General features: G+C 41.2%; 32 protein-coding genes and 3 pseudogenes. 4 read left to right on the forward strand and 31 right to left on the reverse strand.

The window, feature by feature from the left end; genetic code table 11:
* The first annotated feature begins 406 nt into the window (after positions 1-406).
* Positions 407-1,894: a SulP family inorganic anion transporter gene (locus AC3CKG_RS09225; RefSeq protein WP_488528222.1), complete on the forward strand. Its 1,488-nt coding sequence runs from the start codon at positions 407-409 to the stop codon at positions 1,892-1,894.
* Between the two features lie 9 nt (positions 1,895-1,903).
* The gene (locus tag AC3CKG_RS09230; RefSeq protein WP_488528223.1) at positions 1,904-2,737 is read left to right on the forward strand and encodes a universal stress protein; all 834 of its coding nucleotides are present in this window, start codon (positions 1,904-1,906) and stop codon (positions 2,735-2,737) included.
* A 208-nt stretch (positions 2,738-2,945) separates the two neighbouring features.
* Here AC3CKG_RS09230 and AC3CKG_RS09235 read toward each other — a convergent pair whose 3' ends face one another.
* The 16 genes from AC3CKG_RS09235 to AC3CKG_RS09310 all read right to left on the reverse strand — a co-directional run bounded on the left by AC3CKG_RS09235 (position 2,946) and on the right by AC3CKG_RS09310 (position 13,068).
* The gene (locus AC3CKG_RS09235; protein ID WP_488528224.1) at positions 2,946-3,308 is read right to left on the reverse strand and encodes a YbbD-related protein; all 363 of its coding nucleotides are present in this window, start codon (positions 3,306-3,308) and stop codon (positions 2,946-2,948) included.
* Between the two features lie 138 nt (positions 3,309-3,446).
* Complete coding sequence (locus tag AC3CKG_RS09240) at positions 3,447-3,689, reverse strand: hypothetical protein (protein WP_017106583.1); 243 nt, start codon at positions 3,687-3,689, stop codon at positions 3,447-3,449.
* Between the two features lie 241 nt (positions 3,690-3,930).
* A complete protein-coding gene (locus AC3CKG_RS09245) occupies positions 3,931-4,557 on the reverse strand; it encodes a GNAT family N-acetyltransferase (protein WP_488528225.1) in 627 nt (208 codons plus the stop codon).
* On the reverse strand, positions 4,485-4,817 hold the full coding sequence (locus tag AC3CKG_RS09250; RefSeq protein WP_017110832.1) for a YnfA family protein: 333 nt from the start codon (positions 4,815-4,817) through the stop codon (positions 4,485-4,487). Before AC3CKG_RS09250 ends, AC3CKG_RS09245 begins: the two co-directional genes overlap by 73 nt.
* A gap of 193 nt (positions 4,818-5,010) precedes the next feature.
* Positions 5,011-5,457, reverse strand: coding sequence for a methyltransferase family protein (locus AC3CKG_RS09255; protein WP_102291079.1), 447 nt, complete (start codon positions 5,455-5,457; stop codon positions 5,011-5,013).
* A gap of 60 nt (positions 5,458-5,517) precedes the next feature.
* Complete coding sequence (locus AC3CKG_RS09260; RefSeq protein ID WP_488528226.1) at positions 5,518-6,108, reverse strand: Crp/Fnr family transcriptional regulator; 591 nt, start codon at positions 6,106-6,108, stop codon at positions 5,518-5,520.
* A 101-nt stretch (positions 6,109-6,209) separates the two neighbouring features.
* Positions 6,210-6,692, reverse strand: a complete 483-nt coding sequence (locus tag AC3CKG_RS09265) for a tetratricopeptide repeat protein (protein WP_488528227.1) — start codon at positions 6,690-6,692, stop codon at positions 6,210-6,212.
* Between the two features lie 105 nt (positions 6,693-6,797).
* Positions 6,798-7,319: a GNAT family N-acetyltransferase gene (locus AC3CKG_RS09270; protein ID WP_102543433.1), complete on the reverse strand. Its 522-nt coding sequence runs from the start codon at positions 7,317-7,319 to the stop codon at positions 6,798-6,800.
* 101 nt (positions 7,320-7,420) lie between these two features.
* Entirely contained in the window at positions 7,421-7,840 is a 420-nt protein-coding gene (locus tag AC3CKG_RS09275) for a GNAT family N-acetyltransferase (protein ID WP_488528228.1), read from the reverse strand.
* A gap of 62 nt (positions 7,841-7,902) precedes the next feature.
* Positions 7,903-8,904 carry a metal-dependent hydrolase gene (locus AC3CKG_RS09280; RefSeq protein ID WP_488528229.1) on the reverse strand — a complete coding sequence of 334 codons (1,002 nt, stop codon included), beginning with the start codon at positions 8,902-8,904 and terminating at the stop codon, positions 7,903-7,905.
* A gap of 204 nt (positions 8,905-9,108) precedes the next feature.
* The gene (locus AC3CKG_RS09285; protein ID WP_099165490.1) at positions 9,109-9,456 is read right to left on the reverse strand and encodes a DUF6404 family protein; all 348 of its coding nucleotides are present in this window, start codon (positions 9,454-9,456) and stop codon (positions 9,109-9,111) included.
* Positions 9,457-9,592: 136 nt separating this feature from the next.
* Positions 9,593-10,237 carry an HAD-IA family hydrolase gene (locus AC3CKG_RS09290; protein ID WP_099165489.1) on the reverse strand — a complete coding sequence of 215 codons (645 nt, stop codon included), beginning with the start codon at positions 10,235-10,237 and terminating at the stop codon, positions 9,593-9,595.
* 139 nt (positions 10,238-10,376) lie between these two features.
* The gene (locus AC3CKG_RS09295) at positions 10,377-10,835 is read right to left on the reverse strand and encodes a GNAT family N-acetyltransferase (protein WP_488528230.1); all 459 of its coding nucleotides are present in this window, start codon (positions 10,833-10,835) and stop codon (positions 10,377-10,379) included.
* 132 nt (positions 10,836-10,967) lie between these two features.
* On the reverse strand, positions 10,968-11,324 hold the full coding sequence (locus AC3CKG_RS09300; RefSeq protein WP_102361172.1) for a hypothetical protein: 357 nt from the start codon (positions 11,322-11,324) through the stop codon (positions 10,968-10,970).
* A gap of 288 nt (positions 11,325-11,612) precedes the next feature.
* Complete coding sequence (locus AC3CKG_RS09305; protein WP_488529243.1) at positions 11,613-12,404, reverse strand: EamA family transporter; 792 nt, start codon at positions 12,402-12,404, stop codon at positions 11,613-11,615.
* 103 nt (positions 12,405-12,507) lie between these two features.
* Positions 12,508-13,068 (reverse strand): Crp/Fnr family transcriptional regulator, encoded by a 561-nt coding sequence (locus AC3CKG_RS09310; RefSeq protein WP_488528231.1) that lies wholly within the window; start codon positions 13,066-13,068, stop codon positions 12,508-12,510.
* Positions 13,069-13,748: 680 nt separating this feature from the next.
* On the opposite strand from AC3CKG_RS09310, the gene AC3CKG_RS09315 reads away from it, so the two are divergent.
* The gene (locus tag AC3CKG_RS09315; protein ID WP_488528232.1) at positions 13,749-14,273 is read left to right on the forward strand and encodes a hypothetical protein; all 525 of its coding nucleotides are present in this window, start codon (positions 13,749-13,751) and stop codon (positions 14,271-14,273) included.
* Between the two features lie 538 nt (positions 14,274-14,811).
* Positions 14,812-15,204 carry a hypothetical protein gene (locus tag AC3CKG_RS09320; RefSeq protein WP_099165483.1) on the forward strand — a complete coding sequence of 131 codons (393 nt, stop codon included), beginning with the start codon at positions 14,812-14,814 and terminating at the stop codon, positions 15,202-15,204.
* Between the two features lie 380 nt (positions 15,205-15,584).
* Here the strand turns inward: AC3CKG_RS09320 and AC3CKG_RS09325 are convergent, their stop codons facing one another.
* From AC3CKG_RS09325 to AC3CKG_RS09395, 15 genes and pseudogenes are all read right to left on the reverse strand, one after another.
* On the reverse strand, positions 15,585-15,866 hold the full coding sequence (locus tag AC3CKG_RS09325) for a hypothetical protein (RefSeq protein WP_488528233.1): 282 nt from the start codon (positions 15,864-15,866) through the stop codon (positions 15,585-15,587).
* A gap of 156 nt (positions 15,867-16,022) precedes the next feature.
* Positions 16,023-16,530, reverse strand: a pseudogene (locus tag AC3CKG_RS09330) (GNAT family N-acetyltransferase).
* 82 nt (positions 16,531-16,612) lie between these two features.
* Positions 16,613-16,951 (reverse strand): GFA family protein, encoded by a 339-nt coding sequence (locus AC3CKG_RS09335; RefSeq protein ID WP_102326569.1) that lies wholly within the window; start codon positions 16,949-16,951, stop codon positions 16,613-16,615.
* Between the two features lie 4 nt (positions 16,952-16,955).
* Complete coding sequence (locus tag AC3CKG_RS09340; protein ID WP_488528234.1) at positions 16,956-17,801, reverse strand: MBL fold metallo-hydrolase; 846 nt, start codon at positions 17,799-17,801, stop codon at positions 16,956-16,958.
* A gap of 137 nt (positions 17,802-17,938) precedes the next feature.
* Positions 17,939-18,331, reverse strand: a complete 393-nt coding sequence (locus tag AC3CKG_RS09345; RefSeq protein WP_488528235.1) for a hypothetical protein — start codon at positions 18,329-18,331, stop codon at positions 17,939-17,941.
* 138 nt (positions 18,332-18,469) lie between these two features.
* Entirely contained in the window at positions 18,470-18,955 is a 486-nt protein-coding gene (gene dfrA / locus AC3CKG_RS09350; protein WP_065111294.1) for a trimethoprim-resistant dihydrofolate reductase DfrA, read from the reverse strand.
* Between the two features lie 410 nt (positions 18,956-19,365).
* The gene (locus AC3CKG_RS09355; RefSeq protein ID WP_102277984.1) at positions 19,366-19,842 is read right to left on the reverse strand and encodes a DUF2059 domain-containing protein; all 477 of its coding nucleotides are present in this window, start codon (positions 19,840-19,842) and stop codon (positions 19,366-19,368) included.
* Between the two features lie 629 nt (positions 19,843-20,471).
* Positions 20,472-21,038 (reverse strand): DJ-1/PfpI family protein, encoded by a 567-nt coding sequence (locus AC3CKG_RS09360; protein ID WP_372159804.1) that lies wholly within the window; start codon positions 21,036-21,038, stop codon positions 20,472-20,474.
* A gap of 52 nt (positions 21,039-21,090) precedes the next feature.
* A complete protein-coding gene (locus AC3CKG_RS09365) occupies positions 21,091-21,516 on the reverse strand; it encodes a hypothetical protein (RefSeq protein ID WP_488528236.1) in 426 nt (141 codons plus the stop codon).
* A 173-nt stretch (positions 21,517-21,689) separates the two neighbouring features.
* Entirely contained in the window at positions 21,690-22,097 is a 408-nt protein-coding gene (locus AC3CKG_RS09370) for a GFA family protein (protein WP_488528237.1), read from the reverse strand.
* A 55-nt stretch (positions 22,098-22,152) separates the two neighbouring features.
* Positions 22,153-22,305: pseudogene (locus AC3CKG_RS09375) on the reverse strand (opioid growth factor receptor-related protein); the annotation flags it as partial.
* Positions 22,306-22,323: 18 nt separating this feature from the next.
* A complete protein-coding gene (locus AC3CKG_RS09380; protein ID WP_488528238.1) occupies positions 22,324-23,187 on the reverse strand; it encodes an MBL fold metallo-hydrolase in 864 nt (287 codons plus the stop codon).
* Positions 23,188-23,263: 76 nt separating this feature from the next.
* A pseudogene (locus tag AC3CKG_RS09385) lies at positions 23,264-23,539 on the reverse strand (hypothetical protein); the annotation flags it as partial.
* 382 nt (positions 23,540-23,921) lie between these two features.
* The gene (locus tag AC3CKG_RS09390; RefSeq protein WP_017062404.1) at positions 23,922-24,395 is read right to left on the reverse strand and encodes a response regulator; all 474 of its coding nucleotides are present in this window, start codon (positions 24,393-24,395) and stop codon (positions 23,922-23,924) included.
* Complete coding sequence (locus tag AC3CKG_RS09395) at positions 24,382-25,737, reverse strand: ATP-binding protein (protein ID WP_488528239.1); 1,356 nt, start codon at positions 25,735-25,737, stop codon at positions 24,382-24,384. The genes AC3CKG_RS09390 and AC3CKG_RS09395 overlap by 14 nt, the downstream gene beginning before the upstream one ends.
* Between the last annotated feature and the right edge of the window lie 4 nt (positions 25,738-25,741).

Raw genomic sequence — 25,741 nt, forward strand, 5'->3', positions numbered from 1 at the left:
AACCATATACGCCCATTCTTTTGACAGTAAGAGCTCTTATAGGCCATCAGACGAAAAACCAAGACATCGAAAAATGGAATTTAAGTTTACACTGACGTACTCAGGACTCATTCCACCAGCGATTGTTAAATAAATACATCGGCGTATAGTGACCATTTTTAAAATACAACGAGAGGATATTAATACCTGTGTTAATTACGCCGCCTTAAACGCTCCATCCCCCCTATAGCTCTCACTGCTAACCGAAGCTTAGTACTAGCCTTTAGTATCTTGCTCACTCTTTGCGCTTGTTAATTATCCGCCTATCTTAGGCTGCTTTTTCGCGCCAAAATTTTATCAAAGAAGCACTCATCCGTACCCCAGATCTATTTCTGGTGCGTTTTGCCGTGCCCAAATTGAGAATTCAATGTACAAAAATATCAAACTTGATTGGATGTCGAACATCCGTGGAGACCTACTTGCCGGTCTCGTTGTTGCACTTGCTTTAATTCCTGAAGCCATCGCCTTTTCTATCATCGCTGGCGTTGACCCTAAAGTTGGCTTGTATGCCTCTTTCAGTATTTCTGTTGTAATTGCTTTTACCGGAGGCCGCTCAGGGATGGTTTCCGCCGCCACTGGAGCCATGGCATTATTAATGGTCACCTTAGTAAAAGAACATGGCCTAGAATATTTATTGGCTGTCACCGTGCTGACCGGTGTTCTACAAATATTGGCAGGATATTTGAAGCTTGGTAGCCTCATGCGGTTTGTCTCGCGTTCTGTCGTAACTGGCTTTGTAAATGCCCTCGCTATCTTAATTTTCCTTGCTCAACTACCCGAACTCACCAACGTAACTTGGCATGTGTATGCGATGACCGCTGGCGGCCTAGGGATCATTTACCTGTTCCCTTACCTTCCTGTTATTGGCAAATTAACCCCTTCTCCTTTGGTGTGTATCATCGTCCTTACTGCGATCGTAATGTGGTTCGATATTGATATTCGTACCGTAGGCGATATGGGGAACTTACCTGACACTTTGCCTATCTTCCTATGGCCTGATGTACCTCTCAACTTAGAAACCTTGTCGATCATTTTCCCCTATGCCGTTGGACTTTCTGTAGTAGGTTTATTGGAATCGATGATGACAGCGACGATCGTTGACGACCTTACCGACACCAGCAGCGACAAGAACCGAGAATGTAAAGGACAAGGCATTGCTAACGTCTTTACTGGCTTCTTAGGTGGTATGGCTGGATGTGCCATGATCGGGCAATCAATGATCAATATTAAATCGGGTGGTCGCGGCCGATTATCGACGCTATCAGCTGGTGTATTCTTATTGATTATGGTCGTTTTTCTTGGCCCATGGCTAAAGCAAATCCCAATGGCAGCATTGGTTGCTGTGATGATCATGGTCGCGATCGGAACGTTCTCTTGGGGCTCTATTCGCGATCTAAAGAAGCACCCTTTATCGACGAACATTGTGATGCTTGCTACGGTCATTATTGTTGTGGCTACTCACAACTTAGCAGTTGGCGTACTTGTTGGCGTGCTGCTTGCCTCACTGTTCTTCGCTAACAAGATCAGTCGAATGATGGTCATCAAAAATGACAGCCTGGAGCAAAACAGCCGTAGATATACCGTTATCGGACAGGTCTTTTTCGTTTCATCCGATAAGTTTATTGAGTCGTTTGATTTTAAAGAAGTGATTGAATCTGTGACGATAGATTTATCTTCGGCACACTTCTGGGACGTCACCTCCGTTTCAGCATTAGACAAAGTGGTGGTTAAGTTTCGCCGCGAAGGGACACATGTGGACTTGATAGGAATGAACCAAGCTACACGTACCATTGTCGACAAATTTGGCGTGCACGATAAACCCGAAGAAGTTGAAAAGTTATTAGCCGGACATTAAGGAAAACACATGAAAAACATAATCGCTTGTATTGATGGCGCTAACTCTACAACTTCCACCTGCGAAGCCAGTGCTTGGGTTGCGAACAAAGTAGATGCTCCGTTGGTTCTCTTCCACGCTTTGGATCATTCAACTCAGCCCGTGGTGAGTGAATTCTCTGGCCAAATAGGGTTAGGGAGCCAAGAGGAGTTGCTTGAAGAGCTGGCTGAACTGGACGAAGCGCGCAGTAAAATCATGCTAAAACACGGTAATACGTTATTGGAAGAAGCTCAAAAATGGGCGTTAAGCCAAGGTGTGAAAGACGTGAGCAAATTGCAGCGTCACGGCAGTTTATTAGAAGGACTCTTGGATCTTGAAGAAAAGTTACGTGTGTTGGTTATCGGCAGATCAGGAGATTCTCACTCAGTCGGCTCGCAACTTGAAACCGTCATTCGCTCGATTAAAGCTCATATACTCGTTGTGTGTGAAGGCTTTAAGCTTCCAGACTCATACCTGATTGCATTTGATGGCAGCGCCATTAGCGAGAAGCTAATCGACAAGGCGATTCAAACCCCTTTGCTAAAAGGATTAGATTGCCACTTGGTGATGATTGATGATGGCGGAAGTAAAGACGCCGCGTTCGAAAAGGCAAGAGTCCAACTCGAAGAATCAGGGATCAAAGTAACAGCAGCATCACTAACCGGTGCGGTCGATAAAGCACTTATCGATTACCAACAACAGCATGAGATTGGCATGATGGTGATGGGCGCTTACGGGCATTCTCAACTGAGACAGTTTTTTGTGGGAAGTAATACCACCAAAGTTCTGTCGAACAGTTCCGTTCCTCTCTTGTTAATTCGATAGGTTTTCGTCGGATCCCAATTCATTGGTGAAATCCCGATTGATCCTTATCTAAGGCAATAAAAAATGGCTAAACATCGTGATTTAATCACGCATGTTTAGTCATTTTAACAATCCGTCGTATTCCACTAGCCATTTTTTCCGGCTTAGTTAGCGACCCATTCTATAAGTCATCGACCCTATAAATTACCTAACCTAAAAGCTATCCAGCCTATAAATCACCCAACTTATAAGTCACCAAACCATCAGTGTTAACAGTGAAAGTCCAAACATGGTCGCCTTCAACAAAACGATACTGATTGTCTGAGTCAGTCGGCTTCACTTGTTGCAAGAAAACCTGAAGGCCTGACTCCTCAATCAAAAAACCACCATGCGAGGTGTTATTGTCGAGGTTATTAACCACCTCAATATCAATCGTCGATTCAGGCAAGATGTCAGGCAAGATGTCAGGCAACCACCCTCTTTCAAACAAGCTATCCTGTTGCGCTTCTGCGTATGTCGCGTATTGATTTGTAACAGCATCAGAACAGCCTGCTAATAGAACCAAGGCTGATAGTAGGGATATAGCTTTCATTTTATGACCAAATACTTATAAGTTTCAGACTGGATCACAATACAAATTGGCGACTCCAGAACTACTTCGAATACATCATTTTAAAACGGCCAATCACCGTCGTACTTCCTAGACACCAGACAAACTTGTTAGTAAGCATCAATGCCAAGATCTCGTACCACACTTTTCACACTTAAATTCTTCTTCGTGATCAAGGTGGAATGATCCGGCATGAGAATCACCTTTAAACAACAAAGTCGTTAAATACTCGAATAAGATATGAAAGCTAGATTGCTTAACCTCTAGTGCTGAATCTTCAGATTTTTTGATAGGGACATGCGGAGTCAAACGTTGACACTTTTCGCAATTGTGCGGGTGCTTAATGTATTTATTATCAAACATTTATATAAACCAAGCGAAGATATAAAACGAACTGCACAATATCAGTTTATCAATCAAATCTCTAACATCATATTCAAGGCGCCATTTGGTTAAATGGCATCAGCAATTCGATAGTTTAGACCTTCAAGGTCACCATTAATCCTTAGAAGCTCTTGGTTTCTCGTCAGAGGCAATCTTTTCGATGCGAAAGAAGCATCAAAATAGAACACCTTAGAATTCTGCATAATACATGCTGTATGCGTTAGGTTGATGGCTGGAAAGTCATCACCAACTCATTTCCATCGGTGGTCTTAGTTTCAAAGCCAAAGTCTTGATAAACCTTAATAGCGGCGACATTGCTGGCAAACACAGCCAGTCTCAACTCTTTTTCAGAACGTGACTCTAAAATTGTATTAGCTTTAGCCAACATCTTAGACCCAATGGCTTGCCCTCTAAATTTTGCAGAGACATACATCTGAATGATCTCTAAAGCGTTCCCACCAACTGGTGTTAAACCGCATAAGCCAACCAAATCCTCACCGACAAAAGCGCCAATCATCACACTTTCTTGATTGCCACTTTCAATAAGCCCCTCAAAATACAGAGTCGGCAATTGCGATTGAGCTTCGTAACCTGAACCAAAGCACTCAGGGTGTAATTTCAAACTTTCAAGCCTTACTGCACGGTACTTTAGGCTATCTTTACTTGCTACAACTTTACAATCAACGTCCATATTCTCTCCGAGATAGTGATGAATTTTGCGTATTTCAAGCGAAGCAATACTTGCAACATTTAAGAGTGGTTTAGCATGTTTTTTTAGCCATGCTTGGGGGCAAACATGATGATCGCCATACCAAAGAGTGCTATTGATCCACCAACCAAGTCCCACATCGTCGGCTTTTCGCCATCAACAAGCCACAACCATACCAGTGCAACTGAAATGTACACACCGCCATACGCGGCATAAACACGGCCTGTTGCTGTCGGGTGAAGCGTTAATAACCAAGCAAACGCAGCGAGACTTATTGCAGCAGGGATTAAAAGTAATATGCTCTTGTCTTGCCTAAGCCACAGATACGGTAAGTAGCAACCTACTATCTCTGCTATTGCCGTTAAAACGAAAAGACCCACGGTTTTAAATTCAAGCATAAAAACCTCGAAATGGTGAAAGACGATACCTCGCTAAAATGCCCCTAAAGTGAGGCATTCAACCAAAGCCGTTGTTCTTGATATGTTACAAGCAATCGACATCACTTGTTAGAGGTAAACTCAAAGATAAATACCGAGCATAACGAATCAACTTAGACGCTCTATATTTTGTTTAGATACCGTATATTGCTGTTTAGATCCACCGTCTTACTTTACGGCAATAGTCCTCGTAGTCTCGACCAAACTTATCGCGCATCATTTGTTCTTCAAATTTTATGTACCATCGGTCAGTCACAAGGACAAAGATCGCCGTAAGCAAAAAAGAGGAATTCGCGGCACCGGTCAGTATTGCAAAACCCAACAATGAAATAACAAACCCCAAATACATTGGGTTTCGAGTGTACTTATAGACCCCTTCTGTTACCAATAGGGTTGGCTCATCAAACGTCATGATGTTTGTGTTTCGTTTTTTGAATAGTCGCTTGCCAGACATCGCCAGTAAAAGCCCAACACCAATGACAACCAGTCCAGCTAGGTTATACGGATAAAGCATGTGATGAGGAGAGCCAAGCCACCAGCATATTAAGCTCATACTAATGACGAAAATCAGGAAGAGAATGGGAGGTAATAGTTTTTTCATTTCGATACTCCGTTAAAAGAGTCATCAAGCATATAAAAACCGAATTGCCTTCACCTTAACCTATGTTAAGCCCATCTCCCGACGAATTCTCGATAGAGTCACGTCAGTAACCCCTATATACATCGCCACATGGCGAAGCGGTATTTTCTTACTTTCGTCACCAAATTCAGTTAAGAATTCTTGGTAGCGTTCTTTGGCACTCAACAGGAGAAAGCCAGCTTCCCTTCTCTCTTTCTTGAGCACAAGACGTTCGAATAATTTACGCAGGAACTCGCCCCAATTGCGGTGACTTCTCGATAGCTCAACTAAATTTTCATAACGTATTGAAGCAACTGTACATTCCGTCAGTGCTTGAGTAAATAACGGGCTAGGACTCGATTCGATCAATGAGATCATACTAGTGAACGCGCCACCTGCTCTCACCAGAGATTTATTACGTTCATTTCCCTCTTCATCGATGTAAAAATACCGGCCGATCCCATCGAGAACAAAGTGAACATCTGATACAAAATCACCACTATGAAATATGTACTCTTTCGGTTGGTATGTCTGAGTCGTGAAGTATTGAACAGCCAATTCCACATCGTTTTCGCTCAATGGAGCTATTGCTGAAATAGTATCGTGTAATCGTATTTTGTGGGAATTATCCATAGTTCCTACTCAACCTAATTCGTTGACAGCACAACTACGCGATGCCTGATGCCATTGTCATAACCTCTCCCTCGGTTTGCACGTATTACTGTGTATATCGCTTACCACTTTCTATCTAAGTCTTCGCTATAGAGTAAAATAGCTCGCTGATACTCTTTAATGGCATCGCTATTTGTTGTCGACACCAAAAGGTCGAGCAATATAGACATCGCTTCCTTATGACGCCCTACATTGTACAAACACATAGCATAAAAAGGCTGAACTTCTATTGAATCAGGATACTCACTCAGAGTCTGCTCGAAATAACTCAAAGCCTCTTGATATTGACCCAAGCTTCGATAAGTAGAAGCCAAACCAAATAAAGCATCAAAGCGCTCTGTCGCCGACAACTCGCCAGACAAAGACAAGAGGTAATGATCGATAGCTTCAAGCTCTTTACCTTCATTGTCATATGACCACGCAATCTGTAGATGAGCTTTCGCCGCATAATGACTATTGGTTAGCAACGTCTCTAGTAAAGAGCGAGATTCGTGATACTTAGCTTCTTTACGTAATTCAATGGCTTCTTTGATGACCTGTTCCATAATTCCCTCGAAACTTATAACGATTATCGACTAGTGGTTAACCTTAACGATTAATCCTAACAAATGTTGAGAATCAACCATCAAAATTTACCGCCCTACTGCTGACTAGTACATATAACCTAACCAATCGATGTCGCCTTCCGCCCATTGCTTACCACTAATTGGCTTAACATAGAACTCATCTATATGCTCGACAGCAACACCATAGTTTGTGTGCTCATGAAGCCTCAACCAAGAATGAGTTCCGTTAATGTTGATATACCCTCGAGAGGAATAAAATTCCTTTAAGTCGGAGATAAGTACAATGAAATCCACATCACGATCTTCAGCAAATGATGTGACTTCAGATAACATCGATGACCCGATGTTTTGTCCTCGATGTTGCTCGGCTACACAAAAATCAATGACACCCAAAACTTTGTAAGTCATACCGCCTACTTTTATCACGCGATAATCCAACCCAAGATAACCAATAAGTTGATCTTCTTCGTACTGTAAAGCTCGCATATGAGGGAGTTGTTTGAAATACGAACGTTCCACTTGGTGATCAGGAAAGGACTGATTTCTCAAGGTTTCAATAGCTTTTTGCTGTGCTTTTGTTAAATCAATTTCATTTACTATGTTCATACTTTCCTTGTAATCGGCTAATGCTACTATTGAGCTTCTAATCGCGGATAGACAAGTGCTCAGTTCGACGAGAATAGGATGGCTCTTAACTAAAATGAAGCTTATGAAGAGAACGTCATTAGGTGATAACTATCTAGCTCGTCACCATAAGTTGAAGTAATCACAAAACCATTTGAATGGTAGAAATCAGTAGCGTTTTCATTAGCAACCAAGCATTTTAAGCTCAATGTAGAGTAATGTTGTTTACTGAGATTCAATAGTCTTAAACCTGCTCCATGGCGTAATCTATGAGGGCTAACAAAAAGATGGTGGATAAAAGCATCAGGTTCCCAGATCGAAACAAACCCTAATACTTCGTTCCCTTCCACAGCAACCCAAATTTGTTCACCGTCAGTATCTCGTTCAAAATCTGACAGTTCAAATACGTTGGTATCTTGCCACGTAAACGTCGCAGATCGAGAATCTAAATATAACTGCCTAAGTGCAGGTAAATAGTCACGATGATACTTTACTATTTCCATTATTCGCCTTTATACCGGATGTCCAATTAAGCCACTTTTAGTGCGCCCCAGACCCAACGGTATCAATCACCCTTCAGCATGTCTAAGAAAAGCTGCCTGGACTCTGGTGTATTATCTCTGTGTGTTTCATAACTTACGTGCGCTTCTGAATCCACCAATGGCTCCAATTTAATGCTCCAAAGTGCTCTCAATTGGTTCGGTACGATCGAATACCGGACATCGATAATGCGCATTTCATCCATTGGATCTTGTGCCACATAGCCATTTGAGAACCAGCGGAAACGTTCAATGTCTTTTGCCTGTTGAGAATCAGGATCGAGCCATGAAAAATCTCTGCTAACGTTGAGTTTAGCGATTGATTCGCCAGGGTATGTCTTAACAGAGGTACCGACCCGCACAGCATCTACGTAGTATCGATTCTCTGTTTCGTACACCACCTTCCAAACTAGGATATTCGCAAAGCTCGGCTTAGCCTCTAACCGGATAGGCGTATGTTGTCGCTCTTGCGCTAGCTGCCATCCTACAACCTCTGCTCTATCCCTTTGTATCATCCCAAGCGTTGGATAAATCAAAGCCCAAAGAAACGCGGCACGAGCCAACCAAGGGATTCGTTTCCATGTTGCAAACACAAGCAAGATTAAAATAGGCAGTGTATAGACAGGGTCGATAATCGAAATGGTGTTCCAAGCATAGCGTTCGTTGGTGAGAGGCCAAAACAACTGAGTGCCGTAAGTAGTGCATGAATCCAACAAAGCATGAGTGCCATAACCCAACGCACAATACAGCCAACTTTGTTTAAAAGAGAGGCCACGCCTTTTGGCGATCAATGGATGTAAAACCAACGCGCAAATCAAGCTGCCAATGGGAATAAACAGAAGTGAATGAGTAAATTGTCGATGGAACTCCAAAGCCAACAAAGGATCACTCTGCGATCGAATAAACGCATCTAAATCTGGCGCTAATCCAGAGAGTAAACCCAAAACTCCAGCAACCACCAAGTGCTGCTTTTTGCTCACCGATTGTGACAACGAAGCGCCTAGCACGCCCTGCGTTAACGGATCCATACGTCACCCATTTTTAGCATTCCATTGAATCGAATAAGTACATTTAGCTATAGCAGTGAATCGAGTCAAACAACAAGATTTCATCAACAGACTCATAGACATAATCGTATAAATGTAGACTGGCAAACAAAAAAAGAGCAGCTTCATGACTGTTATTTTCTGCGTCCACCAATAGCTCACACGTCATATAAATAGCTTTTTCGCTTACAACTCTTCCCAACTTGTCAGTTCACACTTCCGATACGTCCAAAGGTAATATGCGCTCATAAAAACAGCATAAAAGGCACCAGCGATGAATGATTCATACAATAAGTTTGAAAAGGTCACTCCCTCTCTCGATATGCTTAGCAGCGATGTTAAAGGAAGGAAAAAGGCGAAAAACTCAACAAAGCGCACCACTACATTGCGTAGAAATGGAACATAGTAAGGTGGTCTTAACTTGATCCCAGCCTTACGCAACCATTGATGCAAAGGAGCGTTGTAGTTCCATTTTGAAATCTTAGCGGCTTGGAGTTGTTGCAATGCCCTCTCAAGCTTTCTTCCATAGCTCATGTTGGTGTGCTCCTTAAGAGTGAACATTAAACACTTGGGCTCCTAGCCTTACTTAAAGTATCCGATCAGTTCGCTCAGCCTGCCCCTTGCGAACATTGCCCTTGTGGTAACCTTCTAAGTTAAGCCACCTTTAACGCTACCAACACAGTTCGTATTGGCTATTTCGTTGTTTAAGCGTTAAATCAGAGAAACCATCAACAATGAGATCAGCTAATGATAAATCTTCTTTTTCATGACTGGTCAAAATGGCGACCGTAAAACATCCTGCATCTTTAGCCGACTTAACCCCCGCTGGAGAGTCTTCAAACGCAACACAATTGCCCGCATCTAAACCTAAGTTTTGAGCCGCTAATAGAAATGGATCTGGATGTGGTTTCCCATTAGTGACGTCTTCTGCGCAAATCATATTGGCGGGAATCTGAAAACCAGACGCACGCAAACTAGTTTCCGCCACTTTCCTGGGTCCACTGGTTGCGATAGACCATGAATGCAAAGGTATGGTTGACACAAAATCTAATGCACCATCGATTTCGGTCGCAGCATTCATAGCTTCCATTGCAATCTCTTTTACAACAGCTTCTTCTTCAGGGTTTGAGTATTTTGAGCCGACTAGCGCAAGTGTTTCACTGATTTTTCTGCCATGCACATGGGGGAGTACTTTTGAGAACTCAATGGCGTTTTGTGTTGCCCATTTCCGCCAAATATTATTGATAACCTGTGTCGTATCAACAAGAGTCGCATCGACATCAAAGATAAAACCTTTACAGACAAACGTATTCACTCACCTAACTCCTGAACATTGACACTTCGATACTTAAACACAACGCAGACTAGCGTTTTATTAAAAACTGCATCGGATAAATAGATTGCAACTTTAACCTTTCTTAACGTCCTAGCTCGCACGTAAATGCTTACCACATTTACCTACGAACCCTCAAAAAAGTCGACCATTTGTCTTTCACGTCAGGCGTCAAATCCAAGGTGAATTCATAACCTAAATGATTCTCACGAGTAATCTCAAAGCCTAGATGCTTGTGAAACTGTACTGACAATTCGTTTATGCGTAACACGTTACTGACCAGAACATTTGCTTGATTGTTCTTGAGTGTCTCGGCAATTGAACGGAACAACGCAAGAAAAGCGGCCTTGCTTCGGTAACTAGGATGAACAACAAACATCGGCACAAACCATCGCCCATCACCCAAGTTACGCAGCGTTGTGTATCCTATTAATTGGTCTTTCCTGCGATATTCGAAAAGTAACCCTTGCTCAATGGATTCAGCTCGTGACGCTAAGTAAACTTCTCTCTCGATTGGAAACCCAGCCTCTTTAGAAATGGCCTCCAAAGTAAGCATGTCTAGTTCTAAATACTCTTCCATAATTCCCTTAACCACGAATGCTTGAATGAATGGCTATCAGTATTAAGTCGCCACTTAATCGTACGTCACTAACACTGAAACCCAACCCTAAAGTGCCATGCATTATGAATCAACCTAAATTGCCTATTTAAACTAAAACTCATCGCTCGTATCTCGCTCATCGTAGTTAGGGAAGTCGATTTTCAGAAAGCCATTTTCATCGAGAGTAAATGATACTCTCCCGCGTTCTATTCCCGATTCATTCATGTCAGAGCATCCACGGAAGACTTCCCAATCAAACGAATAATTAAGCTGATACTGAATACCTTCTATGTAACGCACACTTTGGACCTTTATACCGTTCACGTTGTGAGCCATATGATCTATGTGAGAAAGGTCAGGGATTAACTTGCTTTCAAAGTCACTCTTTTTTTCAGTGAGGAAAACGGCCAATTCAGAGCATAACTCTGAACCGCGAACTAAAGATTTAGACGAACTAGAAAAGATCACGTTCAATTACTCCCGAGACCAATGTTGAATTTGAGTATTCACGCCTAATTAAAGCGAGAAACGATTAACATAAAATATTTTATTTCAATAACTTAAGAACAAAACCTTAAACCTAGATTTCGTGTAGCAAATATGTAGCTTGATAATTCTACATGTTTGAAGCCAACAACAGGTAAGTTTTGACTCATGTCTGGACAAAAGTGAGTTAGGCGTTTCAAACATTAACGATACATCATAGAGGGGCGATATCCGCAAGCTAGAACCAACTCCCCGATAGTTGTCATACGATTAACCGAAAAGTGTAATGGTTAAGGCTGACACTATTAGCCCAAATATCGATATGCAGAGTCTCTTTGTTACAGTCTCATTGTACTTATACCAACCAATCAAAATTGAAAACACAGTCGAGAATCGTCTTAGCGAAGATACAAAAGCAACGTTTCCTATCGAAGCAGCTTGATAAAATGTCAGTAAAGTTAGTAGGTGAGCCAGAGCGGGGACAATTAAAGAAGTAAAGTCACTTAAACTTATAGTCGATGCCCGTATTCTGAGCAGAAAAGGCAAATAATATAAGAACATGACTAAGCATATGTGCGCCGTCCAATTAACAGCTCCAATCTGACCAGAACCATCTTTATGAATGATTGAGCTAAGTGACCAAAGCAGAACGACACATATCATGCTGTTTACCGCTTTGTCTTTTATTATGCTTATTAGGTTTAAACTCTCACCATAAAATATAAAAAAGATCGCAGAAATTATTCCTATGAATCCAAACAAGGAAGGGACTTCATTGTAAAAAACAAAGTTTAAAACTAGCTGGAATACAGGGACAAAGCATAAAAGAGGAATGACTTTGGCTAAGGATCCATTGCGCAAAGCTAAGAGATAAAATGTCATAGCAGCAGCATCAAGCGTGGCAGCCGAGAACATCATTATCACTAGATCAGCGTCGTAGCTCACCTTTTCGAGAATGAATATGCAGGATAGACAAATAGGACAAAGAATGAGCAACATTACCGCTGTAGATTGTATTGCTGATAATCTAGATGTCGACTGTTTTAATGAGACATCCTTCATGGTTAAAAAAACAGCGGATAAAAGAGAAAATAAAACCCACAAAATAGAGCTCTCTAAGTAAAGAATAGTGGTTCTATGTTCTATTGAAATTCAATGGTGTTAATTAACAATTGTTAATGCGGTTTTTTATTCTTGATAAACTAACAGGGCTTATCCCCATGTAATTAGCGATATCAACGCTTGTTAAGTGTTTGACCCAATGCGGAAAATCATTAACTAGATGCTTATATCTTTCTTCGTGTGTATTGAGCAGAAAAAAACTTTCCTTTTTTTCTTTATAAAGCAGTTGCTGTTCTAGGAGCTGAATTTTTGTGTTAACCCATTCTTGAGAATTAAGCATACTCATTGGGACTTTAATGAATTCTACTTTAGTTAATGATTCAATTTGATAGCTAGACCCTCGATTCTCTATCCAACTCGAAAAAAGTATGCAAAGGCTTTGTGGAAAATAAAACTCCTTACATCGCTCTACTCCTGAATCGGAATAATGGCAGGCCTTCAAGATACCAGAGACCAAATAGAATGCATGGGTCTGCGCTTCGCCTTGACGTAGCAATACACAAGATTCATCGACTAATGAAGTTGAAAACGTAGAAAAATAACGTTCAGGATGAGTAATACCTAGCCCTTCAAAAAATGAGCATACGGATTCTATATTTTTCATATTACCTACAATATTCCCTTGAATGGTAGGCTTTGCATTACCCTACACGTAAGCCCTTTCATACAGAAACGAAAGTTAACCACAACAATGTCTAACTTGTATAGGGGCAATTTCGAGTTAGCAAGTGCAACGAGTAAAGTTCAACCTGAGAAGATTTTGGACAAAAATGAGTCAGTGACTTTGCTAGATTAGTCATTCACGGATAACTTCTGGTATCCCAAAGTTAAGAACGGCGCCTCTATGCGAGATGCCGGGCGTGAAAGCTTTTGGACATTTTCGAGCACGGTTAGTTTTGTCGCTTTTTAAATTACGCACTAATAACGACTAACTATGTGTACTGGCCATTTCACTCGTCAAGCTTTGGCCCGTTGCGCGTTATTACGATTGCTCTCCACAGTACAGTTTTACTAGTACGAATAATTCGCGATTGGGTTAATAGGAGGTCTTTCCTATATATATCTAGCGCCCGAACAAAATTAATAAAACATGTTGATGCTGGTCTGCTTTTATGTCTAAATTCAAGGAGATAGGTTTAGGTCATAACCGGGAAAGTGGGATAACCCAGTTCGAGACTGTAAAGGTTTGGCAGGTCAACAGAGTTTTGTGGTGGGATTGGTACTCAGAAAGATATCAAACCAATGCCACCTAAAAGGATATTTAAATAAATAGCGAATACTTAAATGCTAACGAAAATTAAGTTACTTACATACTACTTCAATTTTAGTAGGTTAAAAATTGAGAGAGATTTTCCTCAGGAGAATTCATATACAAAGGCCCTTAGTGCACTATACTGGTTAGTTAGTTACATATTAGCTGCTTTGTTTTTCGCTCTATTACTCAATGTTGTTGACTATGATGTCATTGTTGATGCATGGCCATATGACTTTGGCCGAGAGCATGGAAAAAACTTTATTGCTCCAAGTGCTGTATTTTTTCTGATGGTTTGGTACCTGATAAGGCGAGCTTTTATAGCATCCTTCTTAAACAAAAAAGCAATAGCGGAGATAAAGCAATTCTATCGGTCAGAGAGCATTGAGCAGAAAGAACATGACTATCTAATTAATATTGATACTTTTCTATTCTTTGCCACCACGACATCCATCGTTTTTCAAGTATGGCCCGCTTTTATGGTCTGCTTTGCATTATTTTCCGCTCAGGAAGTATGGATACGGAAGCGTTTCTCACCAAGTAAAAGCCAGAACTAACATTACAGCCTAATCAGCGACGCTAAAAATACGCATAAAAACGCATTGATTAATGTCTGCCGAGAAACTCACTTTTTGCAAGAATTTGGGAGTAAGTGAGCATTGATTCTTCGAAGTCAGTCATGAGGAAAAGCACGGTGACTTCAGTGGCGCGTCTGCCACTAAGTAAATGCGTTAACAAACTTCGGGGCACAAACGTGCCAGCGACGATCATGCTGACACGCCTCTGGACAAACCCTTCTTAGGGCAGTCACTTAAATTAGGCAAATGCTGATAATTTTTGGGAATGGAAAGTCACTTTATGAAATGTCTAATTTTGCAGGTACAGCTCAGATCACGCAGAGAAGTTTCGGGGCAGATAATTTTCACTTTATTGGCTGTTTATTCAATTTAGAATATATCCTTGGATTTGTTGAGTGGTTATTGTTTTTTAGTCTAAATATAAATTACAATGCTATTTTTATATATTAATATACTAATGATGAAAACAAAATTATCCCTAATATTTTTACCTTTTTGCTTAGTTGGCTGTGTAAATATGCAAGAGTTAGACTTGGTTAATCAAGGTGAATATTTAGTGCTTGAGAGAGACCTAACAAGAATTAGGACTCACGCCGTTTTGGGTATTCAAGACTTATTTCCAACATCTTGGGTTGAGGGTGTCTCCTCCGGAGTATATGTTTCAGAGGGGCAAGATTCTCAAGGTATTTTTTATCAAAGTGTAAATTCCTGCATCGGTTTAGAAAACAAGAGAAAAATGGTCGGATACATGCATGGGTGGGACTGTGGCATTTGGGTTCCCTACAATAAAAATGAAGTCGTTAAATCCTACATCCATAATGATAGCCACACTTTTGGGGCACCTTCCTATTTGGATTGGTACGCGGAATTTACATATGACCAATTTGAATCAACTTTGAAAAAACAATAAGAAATAGAGGCAAAGGGGAGCAATTTTATCTCAAACTTGCACAAAGATGTTTGTTGATTCCCTTGCTTTAGTTGTTAACTTTTTCTAAACGAGTCTCTTTGAAATGGTTGAACGTCTCATACACTCAACGACCCACCTGAAAGATGACTCCAAGAAAAGAGTTTTTCTTAATGAAAAAAGTTCAAATAGAGGAAGACGCACGCCCCTAAAATTTTTAGAGCATTTGATCTAACAAGTTTTGGGGCAAAAATGCGTTAGCTAGGATTTCACAAACTCGGAGATAAAGAGAAACAGCTTAACGGGGATTACATTAAGATCTAGGCAGCACTGCCGCCTAGTTTAAAACATTCACATCATCAGCCAGCGCTGCTAAACAAAAACTAAAGAACGGCGACGCCTTCAATCTCGATCACAGAGTTAGCGTTCGCTCTCTCGATTATTTTTAATAAGGTTGTTTGAATGAGCTCATTGTCTCTGATTTCCGTTTCACATGAGAAACGCTCTTCTTGGACACTATCGCCCTCGCCTAGCGCGAATTGAACAGACACTTCAGTCGCGCATTCTTTGGTAGCGCCGTAGTACGCTAGAGTAATTTTAGGATAACCGTTGAAGCCTTTTTTGACCTGTTTAGCGATACGTTTTTTAGCTTTATCCAAGTTCATATTACTTCCTGTTTAATAGTGTTCCTAAGACCAATATAACGCCCAATTCATTAGTAAACCAACACAAATCTGAACCTCACGTAAAACACCTTTGCAGTAAAACCATTAAGGACTGCAAGTGCCAAGCAATAGGAATCATTTTTCAGAGCTTAGCTATCAACCTGACTCTCGGTTGGACACCTTTTCTAACCACATTGAGCTGATGTACTGCCCGTTTTTCTTTGCGTACTCATTGAATACTCCGACTTCTCGAAAACCAAAACTCTTGTGTAACGCAATTGAAGCATCATTTGGTAACGCGACTCCAGACAAGGCTCTATGAACACCGTGGGTGCTAATGGATGAGAACAACTGAGAATACAACTGAGATCCTAAGCCTTTCCCTGTTACCTCTTCCGACAGATAAACGGTGATTTCAACAGTCCCTTCAAATGCTGACATCACTCTGTATTGTTGAGAGCACGCGAAACCTAGTAACGCACCATTTTCTATCGCGACATAAAGTTGATGTTTGCTGTTATTTGAAAACTGAGTGAACCACTGTTGGCGGTTTTTCCAACGTAAATTCCTCTTCTTCAAATCGAGCATTAGTGTGTTGAATATAGAAATTGAAGATATCTGTGATTCCTGCAACATCAGATAACCTCCCGACTCTGATTTCCATGTAATGTCCTTTAAGTTGTCGATCCCTTTTCTCTACTTAGGACTCGCATTTGGAATCCGAGTGCAACACCGAGCAAAATGAATTAATACGAGGCGCCATTTATTTTTCGGACAGGAATACTAGAGAGCAATTCATTTTCAGCCATTCTCATATTCACCGCCACGATATCTTCTGAGCATTTTTCTGTTGTTACGTAGTGTGTTAAACAACCACACAAGTTACAACGATGAAACTCAACTTCCTTATCTCCCCAACAATAGAAATCAGTCTTGTCTTTGGAATCAATTCGAACCTGCTCCGGGGGAAAATACGCCCAAGCAGCAGCATAACGACGACAAATAGAACAATTACATTCGCCAACCTCTTTAGGTATTGAGCTCAACGTTAAGTTAACATTTCCACAATGACATTTTAATTCCATGTAACTACACCTCAATACATTTACCTGTAGACATTGCCTCCAGACGGTCTCCAAGTACTTCTTTCAACAAACCATAAGCCTTCTGGCCGGTACAGTGCCCTGTGTAAAGTTTATCAATCGGATATTGTGATAGCTCAATGCCGAGATCTTTGATGCCTTGCTTGGTTCCGCCAATACTATTGAATAGTGGTAACCCAACGAGATGAAAGCCCCCAACAACCGCCTTAATCTTCTCTCCTGGGAAAAGATCCATCGCAGTATCAACCATGTTGAGAACGCCACTGTGCGCACAACCGGTGAAGATAACTAAACCATCACACTCTTTGATTACCAATAACAACTCGTGATCGAACGAATCTTGCTCCCATCCACTTTGAGATTTTGTATAAAGGTATTGATTTCCCTTTGGCTTCACATGCTTCGAGTTGATATCTGTGACGGCAAAAACATTTGGGGCAATTTCAGTCGTTTTATTGATGAAGACTAACCGATCATTATTATTTTTTAGGAGCTCTGCATTGATGCCAACATCACTTTTAAACCCATAAGATCGAAAGTAATAACTCTTTTCTTCGCAGTTTTTTAAATACACTCTCGCTTTGGAATTATGTTCAACAAAAGCGGCAGTGCCATTGCAGTGATCATGGTGTCTGTGCGATATAACGGCTAAATCGACATCTTCAATATCAACATCCAATAGAGCAGCATTTTGGCAAAACGTACTGCCACTTCCCATATCGAATAATATCTTTGAGCACTCAGTTTCAATATGAAGTGACAGCCCTCGCTCAACGGCTAAATCTTGCCTTTCATCTAATCGGGTATTATCTACCAATGTCGTTATTTTCATGGCTTCCTTCAGGCTCTTTCTAACGCTTACGCCTAGAGAATAATATCGGCTCCCTTATCGAGGGTCTACTGCGCCCCTGTGGTACTGAGATCAGAGATGGGGAATAGCGGTATTCCGAATCAACATGGAACAAATTCCTATGTTCGTAGTTTCAAAATTAACGTCCAACTTTCAGGACTCAATACACATTTTGGAAGGTAAATATTACGTTTTTGCATAGTATCTACAGTATAAGAAAGCTTCACGACTGACCCGATTTGACGAGGTAAGAAACTACTTTTCAAAGCTATGTCGCAAGCAAAACCATTAAAACGTAGATGACCGCCTGATATTTCAAATGAGCTACCGCGGAATTGCCACCATAACGTTAAGATTTTTGCTGCTGCCGCGACGCAATATATCAACCCAATAGTTTGCAGTAACGAATGATCACCGCCTGAGAGCCAATAGACAAGCGCCAGTGCAACAGCAATAAATGACAACTCTGAAAATACGTATTTAATAATATTTAATTGGATACGACTGTCCATGATTCCTCTCGGTAATACAGCATGGTGAAGATGTGAACAACTTAGTTGTTAAACGAAAAACTAACGTGATAGTAAATCGCCATGTTCGTTTTGGTGGTTGACTCTGCAGGATTGAAACGTCAAGTCTTGATAATCACTCTATACGGTTGATTTCCCCTTTAACCAAATTTGATACGTATAATCAATGTTCGAGTTAAACTTCTGCTCAAACACCTGATTGAAACTATCAGGAAGCGAAGGGAATAATACATCCCCAGAAATGTCGCTATGAATGACCGAAAGGTGCACTGTGTCAGCCTGATCGACTAATGCTTTATATATTTCACCACCGCCAGACACAAAAACATGCTCAGTCACTTGAGTTAAATAAGCCAACGCAAACTCAATGCTCGTGAAATAGAAAACATCTGGATCAGATGAAGTAATTTTCGAGCGAGTTACTACAGCATATTTCCGATTAGGTAATTTACCCATCGAATCGAACGTTTTACGCCCCACGATAAGCCACTGATTGTAGGTCATCGCTTTAAACAGCAACTGCTCCCCTTTTACCGTCCAAGGAATATCCAGCCCAGAGCCAATAACTCCGTTTTCGGACACTGCTGCCATTAAAGATATTTTCATTTTCCCTCCAGAGAACGAGTGCAGCAAAGCCATGAGCAACACACCTAACCATTGTGTCTTAAACACTAATTATTAATTGAATTGAAAGCTCGACTAGATTGTCCGCCCTTCTGAATACATCGGTCAATCTGGCTGTAATTCACACCAGTTCGCTTTGGAGTTAGTGTAGTTCTGAGCATCGATTTTGACTGGAACACCCACGTCGAATGTCGAGTTTTCAAGTGCGATATTTTCTAGAGGAAGTCCGTTATGATGTATTGTTCTCGAAAGAAAAACCGAAGTAAGCAGCAATAACAACTGTAATACGTAGAGGATTGTCATCCCACATGGTTCTGACAGGTTGCACCATATGGGACAAAAGCGCGGCTACAGGTCAATCATTCATTCCGTAGTCATAACTAATACACCGGTTACTTAGCACTATGCTCCTTTATAAAAGGAGTGATTCTTTCAAGTAATTGTTGTTGCTTATCTTGAGCTTCTGTCATGCCAATTTGCGCTCCAAGCTTTGCTAGCTCTGGCGATTTTTGTATCAGCTTTTGCCCAATTGGCGTGTCGTAAAACTCTATTATTTGGTTCATTTCCGTAACGGTAAATTGATTAGAATAGAGCTTTGCAATTTCGATACGCATTTTTACTCTATCAATATCATTTTCAAACCAATCTTTATAAAGATCTTTTAGTTGGTCAGTTTCTTGAGAATTAAGCTCAAGCTTACTCGCTATCTGATTAACGATTGGCAACATAGCCTCGAAACCACCTAACATTTGTTCATCAACGTCCATCGCCGTCAACAATTTTTGCGCAGTTTCAAACTCAACGGAAGTATTAGCTTGTGCAAATGTACAAATGAAAACTGACAGGACTAGACTAACCCCTTTAAACATGCTGATTCCTTTTATTTGATAGAATGCTATGGCGTATAACGGTTATTAAGCAGACTGCGTCTGATTTCTCACTCTAAGCTTTCTGCTCCGCTCTTTAAGTTACTAATCTTACTTGACTTACTTTATAAATAACAAGAGGTTATATAACTTTTATCTTAATTCATTGTAGATATGCAACATTACGCAAATTTTCACAGGTTTATTAACAAAAAACTCAGTTTCGTTTTGATTGATACATGCTAAAAATCCTGAAAACTGATAGAAATAATAATATTAAAGATCCAAAAATATCATTACTGATATATTTTTAATTGAATAAAATCAGTACATAAAATTCAAACAGCATTGAATTTACTAACGCATATACACCCACCCACTTACGATAAACAATAAGATTTAATCTCTCAAAGACTTGTCATAACACATGATATTAGAGTGCTGCATATAGACTTACTATAAAGCAGTGGGAAAGGGTATTTAGATTAAAATCAGGAACAAAAAATTAGCCCACAACGTCAAGTAAGCTAGAAGATATCAGCCATTCAAGGTACGTCTTTCAGCTTCACTGCAAACCTGGAAAATAGTCAGAGTCGATAGTAATATTTTTAGAACGTTAGTTATGCGTATTCCTACCAGTTGTATTCCATTTGCCGAGCGACGACCGCGGAAAATTCTAAACCATAGCGCTCAGATATCAGATGTAAGCTCATATCTATACCAGCAGAAATACCACCTGAAGTTGTGAATTTACCTGATGTCACCCAACGCTGCTCGGTAGTCACATTTAAATCAGGGAACTGCAATGACAAATCAGAAATATCTTCCCAATGAGTAGTAACGGTTAACCCTTTAAGTAATCCAGCTTTAGCCAATAAAAATACGCCAGTACAAACTGACACAACTTGTTCAGCATTCGGCTCAACGGATATCAACCAATCCAGTACATTCGACTTGTTCATCTCGTCAGTATGCACACCACCAACTACCATTAACAAATCTATCTCTGGATGATTTTGTAACGAGTAGTCAGCCAAAACTTTAAACCCACCACGGGCAACAACTGGCTCGGCGTGCTCAGAAACCATGAATACATTTAGATCTTCAGCACCTAAGCGCTTTGCCGTACTAAAGACTTCAAATGGCCCAGAGAAGTCGAGAACTTCTGCTTGATTATAAATATAGATACCGATGTTCATTGTACCTCCATGTACAAAATGATGAATATTTAGACTAACCTTCGCATCTTATTTACAGCTGCCTATTTTCAACGGCGATAGAAAGGAGGTGTGCCTGTATAACAGATATCGTGAACACGATTAACGGCACGACTATTGAAAATAACGAGACGAAAATTATAAAGCCAGACATAAACAATTTCTCAATGTAACCAGAGCTATGATCCCAACCCGCGACGTGGCCATCTGCAAATAAACCGAATGCACCATAATAATAAAATGCATAAATCACAGCAGACTTGTGCCATGAACCTCGTTGGAGATCATCTATTGTATAAATCGATGCGAAGCCAGCTAAAACAACGCCCAACCATAAGAACACAAAGTCGGTCGGGTAAACTGACGCTGTGGCTAGATACTCTCCTCGAGAACTTAGCCATACAATCACAAACCCTATAGTCAGCGTAATTAACGCATTTTTAATGATTAACCATCTCATACTTTCCTCCTAGGTTCAGTATGGATAGGTGCCAATATAGGATTGTGTGAAAACCCGATCTTTTCGAGCTGCCTCAATAAAATTGGGGAGAGAAGTCAACATGCGTTAAACATTGGGCAGCACCAAGCACGTAGCCCATCATCACTGTGCGATTCAAAGACTTGAAAGCTCGACTAGCTTGTTCGCCCTTCTGAATACTTGGGTAAATCTGGCTGTAATTCACACCAGTTCGCTTTGTAGTTGGTGTAGATCTGAGCATCAATTTTGACTGGAATATCCACGTCGAATGTCGATATCGCTAGTTCGATGTTTTCTAAAGATTCACCTTGGACTCTGAAGCCTAAACTTGAACCACAGTTGGAGCAGAATGTTCGTGTTGCGCCGTTTAAGGCCACAAATTCTTTGAGAAAATCACGGCCAGAAAGCCAGTTTAAGCCTTGTACGCCAACTAACGTCCCGAAAGCCGCGCCATGAAATTTTCGGCACATTGAACAGTGGCAGTTTGCGGCCTTTTCGCTGAATCCATCAACGGAAAAACGTACACTTCCACACAAACACGAACCTTTAAAACCTGTACTCATCCTGAGCCTCCTTCCCTTTCATACAATGTGTTAACTCATTGGCTATTGCGGGCTTCTAACCATTTAACGCATTACGCCAATATTGCACCATTTTATCAGAGACAGAACCAGTTTCATTGGCTGCTGCGATCAAGAAGTCACATAAGTTGGTCGCAACCTCTTCATTGCCTAACAACTACAAACTGCGAATTGCTCGCGTTGGCCGTATCTATACTTAAGCGAGCGTCTACTGTGAACTTTCCGATTTATTCCGCTGTTGCGCTTCACTGAGTTTTTCTTTCGCTAAGGCTTCTTGCTGGTCTAAAAAGCTAAAGAAGTTACTTTCGCTAATGAACGGATTGTTCGAACCATCGGCATTTCGTTTCTCACGATTAGCGAATAGATGATTCTTATGGGGATGGTTAGACAAATTCACGCTCACCACAGGTGGCTGCAAAGCGCTCTCTCTCACTCTGTCCATGCTCTCGAAGAACTGCTTCGCTAGCTTTGGATCTCGTGCATTAATACTGTGACCGCCAACTACAAATGCGCGATGTGATGTGCCGTTGTCTTTCACCATAAGATCTATTGAATAATCCCCTTCTGTGTGGCCGGGCGTAAGGTAGAACTTAAACTCATCCGCACCGACAATAAGACTACTGCTATCTTGCACAAAGAAATCTACCTTGGGCGGCAAAAAGGTATTCTTACCACTGCTTTTGTTGGCTTGAGCTACGGCTAACTCATAACCCTTCTCCGTCATCACGACCTTTGAACCATATTCAGACTGGAGAAATTGCGCTCCACCAGCATGATCAGAATGGCCGTGAGTCACCAAAATATGAGTGATGGCCTTATCTTGTAACCCAAGCTTTTTTAGATTGATGGGTATCCACATCGAATAAGGGAAATCGAGTGTATCAATCAGAACTAATCCCTTTGCAGTCTCTACCGCATAAGACGACACCCATCTATCACCAACGTAATAAACGTTATCGAACATTCGGAACGGTTCAACATAGCCGTTTTTAATCGACATTTCCGGTACGTCTTTAGATGCCATTGCACTGGTCGAAACCAATAACAACAAAGCCAAAACCAATTTTTTCATTTTACTTCCTAGACTGATAACGACGCATAAGTTAGCTGTAACGTCCTAATTAAATTCACTGTTCTAACAGACGACACTAATACTCTGTGACACATTTTAGCTCTGTAGTATGTCCAGGCAATCGTTCCTGAAGAAAACACAATGCATCCGCTAGGGTTATCAGGTGTTGATTCGACGTATACCCAAAAGCCAATCGGTGGACATTGTCATAGAGTCCATCTGAATTACCTGATCTTTGACACTGATCTAAGATAGCTTGATCAATCTCATCGTCAGGGTATTCCAAAGGGCTATTGGCCTGTTGATAGAGATTAGAAATCATCGACTCATATTGCTGTCGATGCAAGCACTCATGAAATTATTGCAGCCGAGCTAAGTTTGTCGACGGTTACAGATGGAGAAGTACTCCGAACTTACTGAAATAAGCACGCCGAAGTATCCTTGAGGTACTGGAGGCAAGCTCGGCACTCATGTGGTGTATAAAGACTATGCATTAACTTCAAGTATGGTTGGCGTTGGCGTTGGCGTTGGCGTAGCGTATAAGTTTTAGACTTAAGCCAGCAACCAGCGTGTTAATAACTGAGTACTAAAACCTGAACGACTAAAAGAGATAGGCAATATATGCACCGAAGATTACATCTTTCAAAGACAATATCCTTCAGAAAGCGTCCTTCGGTGCGTATCATTTCAAGCGACTGACATAGATGACTAGCGTAAGTCGCTAACATAAGAGGCTAGCGTAAGCGTCTCAACACAACCTGCTGGTCAAGCTCATTCTGATAGTCCGTGTAATCAAGCCCTTGATCAAATATGTACTCAGTGACAAGAGTACGAATGCATTCAACTAACGTGCTTGCTTGCCAAGGCTTTTCAAAGTAACGGTCGATGCCTGCTGCATTAATCGCATTGATTGTATCAGTATGAGTGGCCTGCCCCGTAAGAAGGATTTTCTTTGTATTCGGAAAGCGGCTGTCATGGAACACTTCAGTGAGTAACTCCACGCCCGTTTTCCCTGGCATCACATGATCAGACACGATGACGGTAATGTGTTCGCCTTCTGCATCAAGTTCATCAATGAGATCAAGCACTTCTTGTGCTGATTCACAATCTTCAATATTCAGCCAACTCGCCAGCGGCTCTAAGTCTTGTACCACTGCGCTCAGTACTTCTCTCTGGTCATCGACACAGATTAAATTAAGCTTCTCCATGTTCACCCTCTACTGGTAACTTGATTCTAAATACAGTTTTAGAAGCATCACTTTTCACAATGATACTTCCGCCATAACCCGCCACAATCCGCTTAACGATTGATAAACCCAAGCCCAATCCAAACGATAAACCACCTTTTTTAGTGGTGAAGTTGGGCTGAAATATCTTTCTACGAGTCCCCTCGTCTATCTCAGGGCCGTTATTCGTGATCGTAACTAATATTCTTTTCTTACTTAATCTGGTCTGAATTTCTATTGCAGCATCGTCTGAATTCGACATTGCATCGCAAGCATTCTTTACAATGTTGACCCAAATCTGAACAAGCTCTGTTTTCGAGCCTTTAAAAGTCGGCAAATCTGCGGGGCTCAATCGCACAGATACTCTACGTAACTCACTTTGTAACAACGATAAGGCATGGTTAATGGAGTCGTTAATATCAACCGCTTCTTCGGTGTCAATATCAATTCTGCCAAGTTGTTTAACCGATTTTACGATGCCGACGGTGTGTCTAGATGCCAAACGTAAATCATGTAAATCACAGCCCATCTGCCAAAAACGAATCGCTTCTTCTGGTTTTTTCAGCCAATGTTTTGAAATAACGTCTGTTGTAGATAAAGCGTCAATTGGAATCGCCTTTGCAAGAGAGCGTGCAATGTTTTTGTCTAAACCATATTTTCTTTCAAATTGTCGCCCACGTGTTCGCGCTTCTGACGACGACGTTTTCTGACCATGCATTAACCCAAAATCGAAAAATTGACTGGCTTCTGGATGCACTTCTTCAAGTAGCTCCATGATGACCGTTTCAAGTCGGCCAGATTTACTATTTACTACACCAATAGCGTTGTTAAGCTCATGGGCAATCCCTGCAGCCAATTGACCCAAGGTCGTCATTTGCTCAGCAGTATGTAACTTCTCTAGCGCTTTTTGTTTCGCTATCGCTTCTTGTGTTGCACGGCGTTGACGACGCGACAATTCATTGACAATCACAGGTGTGAACTGTGCGGTAAGAGGGCCAAATTTACGCTCATCTTCTGCCGGCGTGTCTTTATCGATCCACGCTAACTCAACATCGGTTTTAGCAACAACCGTTGAAGATGCTGTCCAATTACCTGAAAAGAAGCTATGAACGCCTATAAAAGCCCCACTACCCGCGCTAAATACTCGCACTTGCGGTGTATTCGCTTCGGAATAAAACCCTTCCAGTTCTCCACTAAACACATAATATAAACGAGTGTTTAACGCTGATTGCTCAATAATGGTGTTACCGGCACGGCACGTCACCCGACGTTCTGTCTGATTAAAATAACGATCGATAAGTGCTTCTAGCTTTTGTTGATACACGTAT

The organism is Vibrio sp. QJM3NY_15, from assembly GCF_057785995.1.